Source organism: Sphaerisporangium rhizosphaerae (assembly GCF_042665155.1).
GTDB classification, from domain to species: Bacteria; Actinomycetota; Actinomycetes; order Streptosporangiales; family Streptosporangiaceae; genus Sphaerisporangium; species Sphaerisporangium rhizosphaerae.
On record NZ_JBHTCG010000018.1, the window covers coordinates 139,235 to 154,432 of the forward strand.

Here is a 15,198-nt window from a genome sequence, read left to right on the forward strand (position 1 = left end):
GGGGCACGTGGCGTCAGCCCAGGCGGGACTCGATGACCTCGATGATGCGCGGGCGCAGTTCGGCGGCGCGGATGACGGCGTCGACCGAGCCGACCTCGACCGCGCGCCGGATGTCGTGCACGCGGTCGAACTCCGCGGCCACCTCGCCCAGCTTCTCCGTCCGGACCGACGAGCGCAGCTCGTCGAGCTCCGCCGTCAGCGCGGCGCGGTCGGCGCCGGAGGCGGCCGCGGCGCGGGCCTCCAGATCGCGCACGCGCGGATCGGCCGCGGCGCGGGCGTTGACCTCGCCGGCGAACACCACCGCGGCGGCGGGGGCGCCGCCGAGCACCGAGGCGTACGAGCCCTCCAGCGCGAGCACCGTCATGTTCGGGTTCAGGGCCTTGGAGAACACCACGAACGCGCCGCCGTGGTATCGCGAGATGACGCAGAACACGATGGGCCCGCGGAAGTTCACGATCGCGCGGCCGATCTCCGCGCCGTACTCCAGCTGCAGCTTGCGCATCGACTCCGGCGAGCCGTCGAAGCCCGACAGGTTCGCCAGCACCACGAGCGGGCGGTTGCCGCTGGCCGCGTTGATCGCCCGCGCGGCCTTCTTCGACGAGCGCGGGAACAGCGTGCCGGCGGTGTAGGCGTCCGGGCCGTTGGTGGGCGGGAAGCCCCGCCGCTGCACCGACCGCGACTCGATGCCGAGCAGGCACACCGGGATGCCGCCGAGATGCACGTCCTGCACCACCGCGGTCTCCGCGTCGGCCATGCCCGCCCAGCGCTCCAGCACCGGGTGGTCCTGGTCGGACAGGGCCCGCATCACCGTCCGGATGTCGAACGGCTTCTTGCGGTCGGGGTTGACCTCGGCGGAGAAGATCTCGCCGACGGTGGTGAAGTCGCTGCCCGCCACGGCGTGCGGGAAGTCGGAGACGTCACGGTCGACGGGGTCGGTGGTCGTCGCCCGCCGCGGCCCCCGCTCGCCGGGCGCGACGTAGGTGTGGTCGTAGTGCGACATCAGCACCCCGCGCGCCCCGGCGAGGTCGGGCGCCCAGTACTGCGCCTGCCCGTTCGGGCCCATCACCCGGTCGTAACCGCCGATGCCGAAGTTGTCCTCGGCCGACACCCCGCCGGAGAAGTCCAGCGCCTGCTTGCCGGTGAGCACCATCGCCGAGTCCGGCGTCATCACCAGGATGCCCTTGGTGTGCATGAGCATCGTCGCCTCGGCGTTCCAGTACGGCTGCGCGCCGACGTTGATGCCCGTGACCACGATGTTGATCTCGCCGCCGTCCTGGGTGAACTCGACGATGCGCTTGAGCGCCGCGGCCACCCAGTCCATGTTCTCCGTGCCCGAGGTCATGGAGATGCGGGCCCCCGACGACAGCGCGTACCACTCCAGCGGCACCCGCATGCGCTCGGCGAGGTCCAGCGCGGCGATCACCCTGCGGCACTCGGGCTCCGACAGCGCGCCGAGCGACTTGGTCGGGTCGCCGAGCAGCACGACCCTGGTGACGCCCTGCGGGTGCCGCGGGGTCGGCGTGGTCACCACGCCCGCGACGATCGCCGCGGTGTTGCGCCCCTTCGGCCGCTCGACCGGCACCAGCGCGTGGTCCTCGTCCAGGTCGTGCTCGACGAAGTCGCCGAGCAGGCCGGTCAGCTCGTACGGGTACACCGTGTTGCGGCTGCTGGCGACCAGCACCTTCTGCCGGTAGTCGTCGATCGGCTCGACCGGCTCGTCCGACGGCTCGCCGATGGTCAGCTCGGCGCCGCCGACGGCGTCGAAGGAGATCCGCACGGCGATCTTCGTCAGCTCGCCCGTCTCGCGGTCGCGCTGCCGGCCGATGATCAGGATCTCCTCCAGCCCGGCGCCGGCGGTCGTCGGCAGCACGCGTCCGGCGAGCATCTCCAGCTCGGCGCGGGTGAGGTCGCTCGGCGGCCAGACGTAGACCACGATGCGGTTGGTGGTGAAGCGCTTCTTGGACGGGCGCCGCGCCTGCGCGCGGCGGATGGAGTCCAGACAGGTGGCGATGGTGTCCTCGGCCGTCGGCAGCGCGAGCAGCCTGCCCTCGTGCTCGCGCAGCTCGGTCAGGTCGCGCACCTGCGCGAAGGCCACGAGCCGGTCGTCCGCGGGGTTCTCCCGCGCCACGCAGCGGAACAGGTAGACCTCCTCGTCCGACGACGGCAGCCGCGTGAGGTCGAACCCGCTCAGCCGCTCGAGCTGCATCCGCTGGGCGATGTAGGGGTGCAGGCCGCGGATCAGCCGCTCCTCGGTCATCCCCGCGGCCGACGGGCGGAAGGTGAAGTGGTGGTGCATCACCGCGCCGCCGCTGCCTGCGACGGTGGCGGTGATCCTGCGGACCTGCCCCGGCAGCGGGTGCGCGCTGATCACCTCGTGCAGCGCGGCGGCCATCGCCTCGGAGTCCTCCGGCTGCATCTCCCAGGCCAGGTAGATGTCGGCGTCGACGGCGTCCTCGCCGCTCGCCAGCTCGGCGAGCCCGCGCAGCGCGTCGCCCAGCGCCTGGAACCTCACCCCGGAGGAGACCAGGCACGAGCCCGCGCGCTCGGCGACCACGAACGTGCACCCCGCGACCTCGCTGGTGCGGACGGCGGTCAGCCCCTTGTTGCCGTAGTACCGCCGGGTCAGCACCTCCAGCATGACCGCGTTGTCCAGGTCGTCGCGGACCAGTCGCCGGCCGAGCAGCCGCACCAGCGGCTCGGTGCTGCGCACCATCTCGGCGACGCGCTCGGCGCGGTCGGGCGCGTCCGGGTGCTCGTCCAGGTGACGCAGGTGCCTGCGGACGCCGGCGTAGACGCGGGCGCGGTTGCGGCGCAGCAGCGGCTGGCCGAACCAGGCGAACACCACGCCGCGCGCCAGATCGCTGACCACGGGGAAGCGGACCTGCGTCGCGGCCACCAGCCGCTCCAGCGCCAGACCGGCGGGCTCGCGCAGCGTCTCGTCCGGCGGCGGCTCGCGCAACCAGGCGCGCAGCAACGCCGTCACCGCCGCGACGTCGGCGGAGGCGCGCTGCTGGGCGAGGAAGATGCGGAACACCGCGGACTCGAGTTCGGGGGAGCGGTCGAGCCCGCTGACGCCGTAGTGCCCGAGGGCCTTGGCGAGCTTGGCCTGGAAGGCCTCCGGCAGCCCGGCGCGCTCGACGTCCAGGCTCTGCAGGTAGGTGTGGAAGTACTCGCGGGCGCTGTGCACGTGGCCCTCGCCGCCGACGTCCTCGCCCGCCGGCCGGTTGCGGCTCAGCTCGGCCAGGTCGGCGAACACCCCGAGCAGTTCGAACTCCCCGGCCAGCGGCCGGTGGTCGTCATCGATGGCCGCCCGGCGCGCGGCGAGGTACTCCTCCAGCACCCGGTCCTCGTCGTGCGGGTCGACGTCGAAGCCGAGCAGCAGGCTGCGCAGGTCCTCAAGGCCCCGCCCGGCGCGTGAGCGCGCCGGGATCTCCCCGGAAGCGGCGGGCAGGTCCAGCTCGACGGACCCGGCGGCCGAGCCGGCCTCGGCCACGGCGCCGCCGTCGGCGAGCGGCTCCAGCCGCAGCAGTGGCGCCCCGGTCTCCACCTGGCTGCCCACCGAGACGGCGCATTCCTTCAGCCGTGCCCTGAACGGCGCCCGCAGCACCGTCTCCATCTTCATGCTCTCCAGCACCAGCACCGGCGCGCCCGCCTCGACCTCGGCGCCGACCGCGAGCGGCGTGGCCACCACCAGAGCGGGCGCGGGCGAGCGGACGACGCCGCCCTCGTCCCGGCTGACGCGGTGTGCCACCCCGTCCACCTCCACCAGGTGGATCGGCCCGTGCGTGCCGGTGAGCAGGCGGTAGCGGGCGCCGTTGACGATGATCTGCGCGGTGTGCCGGTCGAAGCGGTCGAGCTCGACGTCGGCGGTGCGCACGTCCTCACCGGCCTCCACGCCGACGCGGAAGCGATGAGGGCCGACCCGCGCGACGCGCACGCGGTAGCCGGCGCCGCGCAGCTTGAGGTCCAGTGGCCGTCCGCTCATGTACTGCACCTGCGGGCGTCCGCCGAAGGCCGTCGACAGCAGCCGTTGCCGCTCGGCGCGCTCCTCCTCCTCGTAGGCCTCGATGGCGGCGGCGGCCAGAGCGACGGCGGAGTGCCGGTGCGAGACCAGCCCGCCCTCGGCGCGGACGCGGTCGATCCAGCCGGTGTCCGCGGTGGCCTCGATCACCTCGGGCCGGTCGAGCAGGTCGAGCACGAAGCTCTTGTTCGTCGCGCCCCCCTCGATGATCACCGTGGTCTGCGCCATCGCCCGGCGCAACCGGCCGAGCGCCTCGTCGCGGTCGCGGCCGTAGGCGATGATCTTGGCGATCATCGAGTCGAAGTCGGCCGGGATGGTGTCGCCCTCGCTCACCCCGGTGTCCACGCGGATGCCCGGCCCGGCGGGCAGGTCCAGCCGCGCGATGCGGCCGGGGGAGGGCGCGAAGTCGCGGTCGGGGTCCTCGGCGTTCAGCCGGGCCTCGACGGCGTGCCCGCGCTCCGCCGGCGGCGCGCCTTCGAGCCGGCCGCCCGCCGCCACGTGGAGCTGTGCCTTGACCAGGTCGAACCCGGTGGTGGACTCGGTGATCGGATGCTCGACCTGCAGGCGGGTGTTCACCTCCAGGAAGGCGAAGCGCCGGTCGCCGGGGTGGTAGAGGAACTCGACGGTCGCCGCGCCCCGGTAGCCGACCGCGAGGGCCAGCCGCTCGGCCGACGCCTTGAGCTCGGCGGCCTGCTCGGGGGCGAGCACCGGCGACGCGGACTCTTCGATGATCTTCTGGTTGCGGCGCTGCACCGAGCAGTCGCGGACGCCGAGCGCCCACGCGGTGCCCTCGCCGTCGGCGATCACCTGCACCTCGACGTGCCGGGCGCCGGTCACCAGGCGCTCCAGGAACACCACGCCGCTGCCGAACGCCCGCGCGGCCTCCTGGCTGGTGCGCTCGTAGGCGTCGGCGAGCTCGGCCTCGTTCGCGATCACGCGGATGCCCCGCCCGCCGCCGCCCGCCGTGGCCTTCAGCATCAGCGGGTAGCCGATCTCGGCCGCCGCCGCCAGGGCGGCGTCCAGGGTCTCGACCGCGCCGCGGCTCCACGGGGCGACAGGCACGCCGACCTCCTCGGCGATCAGCTTCGCGCCGATCTTGTCGCCGAGCCTGCGCATCGCCTCCGGGCCCGGCCCGACGAAGGTGACCCCGATCTGCTCGCACAGCTCCGCGAACGCGGGGTCCTCCGCGACGAAGCCCCAGCCGACCCACGCGGCGTCGGCTCCGGTCTTCACCAGGGCGCGCTCCAGCGCCTTCAGGTCGAGGTACGGGCGCGCTGACGCGGGGCCCAGATCGTAGGCGACGTCGGCCTCGCGCACGAACGTGGCGTCGCGGTCGACGTCGGTGTGCAGCGCGACGGTCTCGATCGGTGCACCGGTCTCCGCGGCGATCTCCCGTACGGCGTGGATGAGGCGCATGGCGGCCTCACCACGGTTGACGATGGCGACACGTCTGAACACCCGACCGAGCCCTCCTGTAGACAACGATGTGCGCGCCGTCACGACGGCGGCCCCCCTGTAGTCTTCACCCTTCCCCCTGGCGGCCCGCGGCGCCATGTCGCTGACGACGAAGGCTGTGCCGCTCCAGTTGTGGGAGACGACCAAAAAGCCCCTGCCGCCCGCGCTCGGCCGAACCACGGGAGAACGGAGCGACGGCCGCCTCCCGCCAGGTCGTGCCGCCCGGAGGCGACGAGGCCCCGGCGGGGACGTCCAGGACACTGTAAGCCGTGATCTTCGAGTCCGGGTCATGGCGGGCCCGAGCGCGGTCATGGCGGGCCCGTTCCGCACCAGCCGCCGGTGAGGCCGCCGATAGGGTGTGCGGCATGGTTCGCCGGAGGGTCGTCGCCTGCGCCGCCGCCGCGGTGACGGTGGCGGCGGGGCTGGCGGTGCGGGGCGTGTTCGCGGGCGACGCGGCCAAGTACGCCGGAGACATGCTGTACACGGTGCTGCTCTACACCCTCGTGCTCGCGGCGGCCCCGCGGCCGCGCCCGCTCACGGTGGCCGCCGTGGCGCTCGGGGTGAGCTGGCTGGTGGAGTTCGCCCAGCTCACAGGCGTCCCCGCCGAGCTGGCCGCCCACAGCGCCGTCGCCCGTCTGGTGCTCGGCACGACCTTCAACCCTCCCGACCTGGCCTGGTACGCCGTGGCCGCCCTGCTGTGCTGCCTGGCCCACGGCGCCGCCATGGGCGCGCGGCGCCGGCGGCGGGCGCGGGCGGCGATCGTCAGGCCGGCCGATCCGGCGTGACGGCACGCTTGACGAAGACGACGCCGTCGATCCGGCCGAGCCGGGCGGGGTCCAGCGGGAAATAAGCGAAATCGTGAGAGACACGGGGGACGGGGTCGGCGATGGCATCGGCCAGGCGGCGGGCGTCGACGAGACAGTGGTCCCACGGGAGCTCCGACAGCATCCCCTCGACGGTGTCCGGGGGCGGGGCGTCGTCACCGACCGTGCCGAGGGCCGAGGCCAGGAAGGCGTACCGGTCGCCCAGGCGCGTCGCGGTGATCGCCCCGGCGCCCCACCACTCCAGCGGCCGGTCGCCGAAGGTCATGACGCTGCCGTCGCGCTGCAGGTGGAGGTTGTGGGCGAAGACCAGCGCCGGTCCCTGCTCGGCGACGGCGCGCAGGTTGTCGGCCATCATCGCGTCCCGCAGGGCCGACAGCCGCGATATCCGCGCCGGGGAGGTGTCGGCCATCCAGTGGTGGTAGCGGAGCAGGCCGACGGCGGTGCGCCCGTACAGCTCCGCCCGTTCCCTGTCCTTCGGGCTCAGCCGCGGCGCCTGCGTGTCCAGCAGGGTCACCAGGTCGTCGGCGAGCAGCCGCAGCCGCTGCGCGTCGGCGGACCGGCCGATCGACCGGGACGGGTCCATGACCGTGGCCTCGTCGGTCCACGGCTCGTCCGGGCCGAGCAGCGCGTCGAGGGTCTCCCTGGTGCAGGGGAGCGGGCCCTCCAGGAGGGCGTGGAGGGCGGTGAGGGCCTCGCGCGGGCTGGCCGCCCAGTACTCAAGGGGGCCGTCGATCCCGAAGAACCGCAGCTTCTCGTCATGCTCCTCGTTGTAGGCCCGCATCCAGCGCACGAGTTCGCGGTTGGCGGGGGAGGCGCCGAAGTCGTGGCTGAAGCCGCGTTCCATGACCTCGTCGAGCGCGCCCGCGCCCGTCGCGAGGTGGTCGTCCACCACCAGGCCTTTGAGGCAGTCGCTCTCGATGGCGAACGACCGGTAGCCCTCGTGCTCGACCAGGTGCCGGAAGATCTCGTTGCGCGACCGGCCGAGCTCTTCCACGAAGTGCCTCGCCTCGCCCAGGCCGAGCAGCAGCGGCTCGGCCGGGAGCGACCGCAGGAACGCCGAGACGGCCGCGCCGTCGAGCGGCCGGGCCGTGTCCATGATGTCCATTCCTTCAACGGTATCGTTGAACCCTCAGTGTAAACTTTCCCGTCGAAAGCCCTGTACTGTCGCGACGGACCTTCAAACGGTGATGCACCCATGAGGCCGGTGGACCTGGCACGCGAGCACGGCCTGTCCACCCAGGCGGTCAGGAACTACGAGCAGGCCGGCATCCTGCCCGCCGCCGGGCGCACCGTCCACGGCCACCGCGCCTACACGGCGCTGCACGCCCACGCCCTGCGCGCGTTCCTCGCCCTGGTGCCGGGGCACGGCCACCAGGCGGCCACCGCGATCATGCAGGCGGTCGGCCGGGGCGCCACCGAGGAGGCGCTGCGGCTGGTCGACGAGGGCCACCGCCTGCTCCTGGACGACCGCCGCACCCTGCAGGCCGTCGAGGCCGCGCTCGGCGACCTGGCGCCCGTGCCGCAGGAGCGCGGCGACACCTTCATCGGCCCCTTGGCCCGCAGGCTCGGCGTCCGGCCCGCCACGCTGCGCAAATGGGAGCAAGCCGGGCTGGTGCGGCCGCGCCGCGACCCGCGCACGGGCTACCGCGTCTACAGTGCGGCCGACGTGCGGGACGCGCGGCTGGCCCACCAGCTCAGGCGGGGCGGCCACCTGCTGGAGCAGATCGCCCCGCTGATCGGCCAGGTGCGTGCGGCGGGAGGGGTCGCCCCGCTGGAGTCGGCGCTGCGCGACTGGCGTGCCCGCCTGTCCGCCCGGGGCCGGGCCATGCTCAGGGGCGCCGCCGCCCTGGACGCCTACCTCAGCGCCCGCGAGCAGGCGAGTGGCGGCCCGCCGCCGCCCTAGCCGCCGTCGGGCGGCCCTGGGTCGCATGGAACGTTCGCCGTGCACAGCATGATCTCTACGGTCGGAAGGTCCGCGACGCCGGTCAGGGGCGGGCGCCGCGGAAGCCCAGGGCGCCGGTGTAGGTGTGGGTGGGGTCGGTGATCTTGTAGGTGAGGGTGAAGGTGGTCACTCGGTCGGCGGTGAGGGTGGTGGCGTGCAGGGTCCAGGTGCGGGGGCCGACTGAGGCGCGGAAGATTCCGTTTCGGGTGGGGGAGAGGGTGAGGGAAGGGGTGTACGCGAAGCCGGTGAGGCGTAGGGCGCAGGACCGCTCGGGGCAGGTCGCTTCGAGTGCGATCGGATGGTCGCCGCGGTGGCGGGCGGCCGTGTTCTCGAGGTCCTGCTGGAGGGGGTAGGTCTGCGCCGGAGCTTCCCGGCGGAAGGCGGCCCTGGTCTCGTCGTTGTCGAGTACCAGGGTGTAGCGCCCGGCGAACTGGGCGGCCGTCGCCGGGACGGTCGCGGAGCCGGTCGGCTTCGGGGTGATGACGGGGAGCGGCCGGTGCACGTCCTTCGCCGAGGGGAACACGGCGGGGGCCTGGTCGCCGCACACCGTCTGGAAGTCGGCGCCCGGCGCGTACCGTTTCCACTCCTCCCGGGTCATGGCCCGCCCCGCGGTCGCGCAGACCGCGGCGAGCGGGTCGGGCGGTTCCCCGACCCGCCACAGGTCGAGCGTCCCGGTGTCCTCGGCGGCGGCCAGCGTCCCCCGTCCGGGCAGGAACGTCAGCCCCGCCGCGTATTCGAACGGCCCGGTGAGCGGCGCACCGAGCTGCCGGCGGGTGGCGACGTCCCACAGCCGGACCGTCCCGTCCCGCCCGCCGGAGGCGAGGGTGCGGCCATCCTCGCTGAAGGCGACGGCCACCACTTCGGCGGTGTGCCCGGTCCATGGCTCGCCGACGGGCCTGCGGGTCCTGGTGTCCCACAGCCGCAGGACGCCGTCCGAATCGGCCGTGGCCACCAGCCGGCCATCGCGGCTGAACGCGATGGCGCGGATGGTGCCGGCGTGCCCGCCCATCGGCTCGCCCAAGGGACGCCCGTCGGCGAGGTCCCACAGCCGTAAGGACTGCCCGTCCTGGACCGAGGCGAGCACGCGCAGGTCGGGGCTGAGCGTCAGATGGCCGAACGCCGGCAGGTTCTCGCTCGGCGGGACCTTCGGAGTGAGCGTCCGCAGTACGCGTCCGCCGGGCATCTCCCACCAGCGCACCGTGAACCCCGCCCCGCCCGACGCGGTCACCAGCGACCGCCCGTCGGCGGAGTAGGCGAGCGAGTGCACCGGCCCGGCGTCGCCGAGGACGCCGCGCGCCTCTCCGCTCGCCACGTCCCAGAGCTGCACCCTGCCGTCACCTCCAGCGGCCAGACTGCGGCCGTCGGGGCTGAAGACCAGTTCACCCGGCCAGGCGCCATGCCCGCCGAGGGCGACGGTCCGCCCGGTGACCAGATCCCAGAGCAGCACGCCCTCGTTCCCGTCGCGGCCCGCTGCGGTCGCCAGCCGTCTCCCGCTCCGGTCGACGGCGACCGGGGTGTTCCGGTCGCCGACGAAGGTCAGCAGCGGATCACGCACATCCCACAGCCGGACGTGACCGCCCGCGGCGCCGACCAGCGTCGTTCCGTCCGGACTGAACGCGACCGCGGCGACCGGCCCGTCATGACCGTCCACCTCGAACAGGGCGCGGCCGCTCACGGTCCACAACTTCACCGCTCCGCCCGCACAGCCGACGGCGATCACGTAGTCCGCCCGGAACGCCGCGACCCGCGCCGCACCGCCCGCCGCGCAGCCCCGCCGGTCGCCCAGCGCCTCGCCGCCGGCCACGTCCCACAGCCGCAGCCGCTCCGTACCGGTCGTGGTGAGCAGGAGCTTCCCGTCGCGACTGAAGGCCAGCGGCCGTACCGCACCGGTGAGAACGGGGCCGAACTGGTGGTCGAGGTAGGTATCCCAGATCCGGACGCCTCCCTCCGAGTCGGAGGTGGCCATCATCCGCCCGTCGGGGCCGAAGACCGCGCCGCTCGCCTCGACCTCCAGCGGATCGCCGAGCGGCCGCCGCAGGCCACGGTCCCACAACTGCGTCCCGGTGAAGAACCTCGCCCCATCCGGGCCGAGCACGATCGGCCCGGTGCCAGGAACGGTGATCGGGGCGGCCCGCCGCCCTCTCTCGAGGTCCCAGACCTGAACGGTGCGGTCCTCACCCGCGCTGACCACGGTACGGCCGTCCGCGCCGAACGCCACCGCCGTCACGGGGCCGGCGTGCAGGGCGAGCGGCCGGCCGATCGGGCGATGCGTGGACAGGTCCCACAGCCTGATCAGGCTGTCTCTGCTCGCGGTCGCCAGCATCCGGCCGTCCCGGCTGACGGCGACCGCCTCGATGGATCCGAGGGGCACCGTCAGCGTGCCGCGGTGGCGGCCCGCCAGGACGGCGCGCAGACCGTAGCGGGCCTCGTCGGTGGGGGAGACCCGCCAGGCCGCGGCCGCCAGCAGCGCGGCGACGACCGGATCCTCCTCCCGCGCACTGCTCGCCGCCAGCCTGCGGGACAGCTCACCGGTGAGCTCGGCCCTCGACCTGCCGCTCACCACCGCCGCCCCGACGATGGCGACCAGCGCCATCACCACCAGCGCCGCGATCGACGACAGGACGACGCGCCGCCGGCGGTCGGCGGCGGCCGAGGCCTCCAGGAAGTCCCGCTGCTGCGCTTCCAGCACGGGAAACCGCCCGGGGTCGGCCGCCCACCGCCGCTCCGCCGACCTGACCGTCTCCAGCCGCCGCCCGGTGTACAGGAAACCCGAGCCGGATGACGTCGTGCTCCGCGCCCACCGGGCCGCGTCGTCGACCAGCCGCCCGTACAGCTTCCACTCCTCGCTGTCGGCCTCGAACCAGCGCCGCAGCCGGGACCACGCCTTCAGCAGCACGTGGTGAGCGGGCTCCACCGCGCCGTCGCCGATCACGAGCAGCCGCTTCTCCTCGAACCGCCGCAGAGTCGGCAGCGCCGACGCGGGCAGGCTCTCCAGGGCCACCCTGCGGCTGACCGGCTGCCCGTCCCCGCCCACGAACATCATCTGGCGCAGCGCCTGCGTGGCGACGTCCCGCTCTTCGGGCTCCAGCTCCCCGAAGACCTCCTCGGCGCTGTTCTCGACCGCCCGCCGCACGCCCCCCGACAGCTCGTACCCCCGGCAGGTCAGCCAGCCCTCCTCCCGCTTCTCCCAGGTGAGCAGCATGGCCTGGGCCACCAGCGGCAGCGTCCCCGCGCCGAAGCCGGCCAGCTCTCGCGAACGCAGCTCGTCCAGCACCATCGGCACGAGCCCGTCCTCGACCCGCAGCCCGGCGGCCGTCGCCTGGCCCACGATCGCCCGCCGCAGATCCGCCTCCTCCATCGGGCCGAGCACGAACTGGTTCTCCTGCTGGACCCGCCGGAGCACGGCGTACTGGGCGCAGTGGTCGAGCTGATCGCCGCGCATCCCGAGCACCACCAGCGCCGGCGGGACCCCGCCATCCGGCAGCGGCACGGCGGCGGCGTGCAGCGCCGCGACGAACGCCTCCGCCTCGCCCGGCCCGTCCGTGCCGAACAGATGCTCGAACTGGTCCACCACCAGGACGAGCCGCCGATCCTCGCCCACCAGGTGGCCCGCCGGGCTCCGCCGCGCCTCGGCCAGCACGGCCTCCGCGACGAGGAACCCGGCGCCGCCCGGTTCGGCGGTGAGCTGCTCCAGCAGCGCACGCTGATTGGACTTCTCGGCCAGCGCCGCCAGCTCCACCGCGAGCCCGCGCAGCGGCGAACCGTACTGCTCGGGGGTCAGCACGATCCGCGGCCAGCGCGCCGCCGCCACGGGCGTTCCCGCCGCCAGCGCCGGTAACAGCCCGGCGCGCAGCAGCGAGGACTTCCCGACCCCCGACGCGCCCGTCACCATCACCATGCCCAGCGCGCCGGGCTCGACGGCCCTGGCCACGATGCCGAGCAGCTCCGCCGTGGCCTGGGCCCGCCCGTGGAACAGCCCGGCATCGCCCTGCTGGAACGCCGCCAGCCCCCGGTACGGGCGTTCGCCCCGCCACGGCGGGTACGGAGACGGCGGCCGCTCGCTCGGTGCTCGCCGCGGCCCCGCCTCGACCGCCAGCTGCACCTGGTACCCCTGGAGCTCCAGCCGGTGCAACCGGTCCAGGAGCTGCTCGTGCCGCGCGGTGTCCCGGTCGTCGCTGTCCTGGACGGCCCGCAGGATCTCCCACAGCAGGAACCGGAACTCGTCGAACTCCTCGCTCAGCGAGGTCAGGCCCTCGATCAGCTCCCAGCGCAGGTCCTCCTGCTCCGCCAGCACCTCGCGGAGCAGCTCGTCGACACCGCCCACCTCTTTCAGCAGTCGCGCGATGTCGGCGCGCAACGCGGCGGCCCGCTCACCGCCCTCGGCCAGCGTCGCCACGATCCGCTGCTGCACCGCATCGAGCGTCTGCTCGCGGGAGGCGCCGGGCCGGATGCGTTCGACGGCCCCCTTCACCACGTCGGTCAGCACGTTGCCGCCGACCGCGGCCAGCACCTCCCAGCCCACCTGTGGACCGAGCAGCGTGGCGAACGAGCCGGCCGCCAGCACCCCCATGATCGTGACCGGCGTCGCCCGGCGCACCCCGGCCCCGGTCGCCCGCGCCCAACGCCGCAGCCTGCTGCGCATGCCGGCCCCCATGCGCCGCTTCCGCTCCGCCAGTCCGCTGTCGCCCGTGGGTGCGTCGTCGGCCGACCGGGACCGGCCGCTCGGCGCGCCGACTGCCCGGCCATCGCCGTCGGCCTGCTCGTCATCGCCGTTCCACTGTTCGTCGCGGTTCGGCTCCGCGGGCTCCGGCTCTGTCTCCTCGCTCACCGGGTCAGCTCAGCGGCTCGTCCTGGCGCGCCGCCACATGCGGCCCCGGAGTGAAGCCGGGCGGCACGGTCGCCGGTAGGCGCGCGTACCCCTGCTCGACCCACGGGCATTCGATCATGGAGCTGAACTGGTTCTCGTCCAGGCACAGTACGGTGCCGGTGGACGCCGTGACCGTGCAGGTCACCGTGCGGGTCGCCTCGGACCACGACCCGTTGCGGCAGAGGCTGAGCCGGATGGACTCGTTCTCACCCACCAGAACGGGATGCTGCTTGCGCACCTTGGCGGTGAGGTGGACGACCATGCCGCGGGGGGCCACGAACCTGCAGGACACCGTGTTCTGCGGCATCGTCCCGCCGCGCTTGCGGATGTCGGGGCAGAACTTCTGGCCCGGGATGTCGGAGCCGATCCCGGAACTCCACGCGGTCGGCATGAGCACCACCAACGGCACGCCCGTGGGCGAGGCTTTCGATGGTGAGGGGGCGGCGGCGCCGTCGTTCCCCGCCTTCGCACCGCAGGCGGTGACGGCGAGGAGGCATCCCACGGCGACGGCCACCTGGCCGATCACGACGTCCCCGCCCTGCGATAGGCGAGGCACTCGCGGGCCGGCTTCTGCTCCGCCGGATCGCCGGAGGCCACGCAGACCATGGCGGGCTTGGACCCGCCGAAGACGACGCAGGTGATCGCGTCGGCGTGCCCCATGCCGCTGTTGCAGCCCTCATAGGTCACATAGTGGAAATCCCACGAACGGCCGGACCGTGGATAGGGGTCGGCCGCCTTCTCGAACTGGGCGCGCAGGTAATAGATCTTGCCGGGTTTGATGCTGATCTCGCACCTCTTTCCGAGGGCGCCGTCGCTCGCGCAGGACCCGTCGAAGTTCCCGAATAGCTTGATCTTCCATTTCGTGTTGAAAATGACGGACAACGTGCCCTGCGCTTCGGCGACCGGCGTGCCGGGCCTGGTGCCGCAGGCGTTCCGCTCGACATCGGCCGGGCCGGTGGTCGTCACGCAGATCGTGGTGTCCCGGTCCGGGCGCACCGTGCAGGCGGCGGACCCCGGACCCTCCCCGCAACCCCAGTAGGCGAGCCGCACACCCTGCGGCAGCGCGTCGTCCGGGGTCGCGCTGACCGACCTGACCTGGTCACTCTTGTCGACCCGCAGCACGGACCGGCACACCCGCTCACCGCACGACTCCGACGCTTCCCCCGGCAACGTGAGCGGCACCACCCCACTGTCGGCCACGATATTCAGCCGGACGGAGTCGGTGGGCCTCACCAGAAAATAAGCCGTTCCCGCCGCCAAGATCAGCACAACGAGCACGACACCCGTACCCCAGAAAACACGACGCCTCATCACATACGCCCCCAGGACGCGATGCACTGTGCTCAGAGTCTAGATTTCCACCCCGCGAGCGGGTCAGGTCATGGGCTGGATCGCCAAGGTCGGTTATCTGATCGATATATGAACCCGGGATTTTGGCGGCATTTGCGGTGTTCGGTCAGATTGAGACCCTATTAGTGCTTCGCCCGCTAATCGGCATATGGGGCATTACGTCCGGCGGGAGTCAGGGGGTGAAGGGCAGGGCTCCGGTGGCGGCGTGGGCCTCGAGGAGGGGCTGCGGAGCGGTCAGGCACCAGGCTTCGGTGACCAGCTCGAACAGCTCGTCGGCGTCGATCTTGTCGAGGTGGACCACGACCCAGCCGAACCGGCCGGCGGTGAACTGGACCTCGAACACCTCGGGCCGCTCGGCCACCAGGGCGATCTGCTCCTCGATCGTCGCCTTCAGCCCGACGGTGCGGGTGCGTTCCCACAGGTAGCCGAAGCCCCGCCCGCGCACCTTCAGCGCCGTCCAGTCGCCGCCGTCCGCCTGCTTCACCTCGGGCAGACGGGTCAGCATCAGCAGGAACTCCTCAATGCTCACGCCCATGACCAACCTCTACCAGACCTCACCGACATTTCCGCAAGGGGCGCCTCCTCGTCCGGTGCGCGCGCACGAGTGGACGTCTAGTACTCCAGTGACCTTTTGAGATCAGCGTTGGGATCTCCGCTGGTAGTGGGATCGTCTGGCTTGATGCTGGTGTCGACGGCGCCACCGTGACCAGCGCAGGATCTCCTGGATCTGCCGGTGCGG

At 73.2% G+C, this 15,198-nt stretch carries 8 protein-coding genes; 2 read left to right on the plus strand and 6 right to left on the minus strand.

The window, feature by feature from the left end:
- Positions 1-13: 13 nt before the first annotated feature.
- Positions 14-5,479: an ATP-binding protein gene (locus ACFQSB_RS24860; protein WP_380829390.1), complete on the minus strand. Its 5,466-nt coding sequence runs from the start codon at positions 5,477-5,479 to the stop codon at positions 14-16.
- A gap of 362 nt (positions 5,480-5,841) precedes the next feature.
- Between ACFQSB_RS24860 and ACFQSB_RS24865 the strand changes: the two genes are divergently transcribed.
- On the plus strand, positions 5,842-6,261 hold the full coding sequence (locus ACFQSB_RS24865) for a ribosomal maturation YjgA family protein (RefSeq protein WP_380829391.1): 420 nt from the start codon (positions 5,842-5,844) through the stop codon (positions 6,259-6,261).
- On the opposite strand, the gene ACFQSB_RS24870 is transcribed toward ACFQSB_RS24865, so the two are convergent.
- Entirely contained in the window at positions 6,239-7,405 is a 1,167-nt protein-coding gene (locus ACFQSB_RS24870; protein WP_380829392.1) for an erythromycin esterase family protein, read from the minus strand. The two genes, ACFQSB_RS24865 and ACFQSB_RS24870, sit on opposite strands and share 23 nt — an antisense overlap.
- Positions 7,406-7,495: 90 nt before the next feature.
- Here ACFQSB_RS24870 and ACFQSB_RS24875 point away from each other — a divergent pair, with 90 nt between their 5' ends.
- The gene (locus tag ACFQSB_RS24875) at positions 7,496-8,203 is read left to right on the plus strand and encodes a TioE family transcriptional regulator (RefSeq protein ID WP_380829393.1); all 708 of its coding nucleotides are present in this window, start codon (positions 7,496-7,498) and stop codon (positions 8,201-8,203) included.
- A gap of 82 nt (positions 8,204-8,285) precedes the next feature.
- On the opposite strand, the gene ACFQSB_RS24880 is transcribed toward ACFQSB_RS24875, so the two are convergent.
- The 4 genes from ACFQSB_RS24880 to ACFQSB_RS24895 all read right to left on the minus strand — a co-directional run bounded on the left by ACFQSB_RS24880 (position 8,286) and on the right by ACFQSB_RS24895 (position 14,994).
- Positions 8,286-13,070 carry an nSTAND1 domain-containing NTPase gene (locus ACFQSB_RS24880; RefSeq protein ID WP_380829394.1) on the minus strand — a complete coding sequence of 1,595 codons (4,785 nt, stop codon included), beginning with the start codon at positions 13,068-13,070 and terminating at the stop codon, positions 8,286-8,288.
- Positions 13,071-13,074: 4 nt separating this feature from the next.
- Positions 13,075-13,635, minus strand: a complete 561-nt coding sequence (locus ACFQSB_RS24885; RefSeq protein WP_380829395.1) for a hypothetical protein — start codon at positions 13,633-13,635, stop codon at positions 13,075-13,077.
- Positions 13,632-14,447 carry a hypothetical protein gene (locus ACFQSB_RS24890; RefSeq protein ID WP_380829396.1) on the minus strand — a complete coding sequence of 272 codons (816 nt, stop codon included), beginning with the start codon at positions 14,445-14,447 and terminating at the stop codon, positions 13,632-13,634. The genes ACFQSB_RS24885 and ACFQSB_RS24890 overlap by 4 nt, the downstream gene beginning before the upstream one ends.
- Positions 14,448-14,631: 184 nt before the next feature.
- Positions 14,632-14,994: an MmcQ/YjbR family DNA-binding protein gene (locus ACFQSB_RS24895; RefSeq protein WP_380829397.1), complete on the minus strand. Its 363-nt coding sequence runs from the start codon at positions 14,992-14,994 to the stop codon at positions 14,632-14,634.
- Between the last annotated feature and the right edge of the window lie 204 nt (positions 14,995-15,198).

Coding starts and splice junctions, on each gene's coding strand:
- ACFQSB_RS24895 (WP_380829397.1), bottom strand. CDS start 14,994: ATGGGCGTGAGCATTGAGGAGTTCCTGCTGATGCTGACCCGTCTGCCC.
- ACFQSB_RS24865 (WP_380829391.1), top strand. CDS start 5,842: ATGGTTCGCCGGAGGGTCGTCGCCTGCGCCGCCGCCGCGGTGACGGTG.
- ACFQSB_RS24870 (WP_380829392.1), bottom strand. CDS start 7,405: ATGGACATCATGGACACGGCCCGGCCGCTCGACGGCGCGGCCGTCTCG.
- ACFQSB_RS24875 (WP_380829393.1), top strand. CDS start 7,496: ATGAGGCCGGTGGACCTGGCACGCGAGCACGGCCTGTCCACCCAGGCG.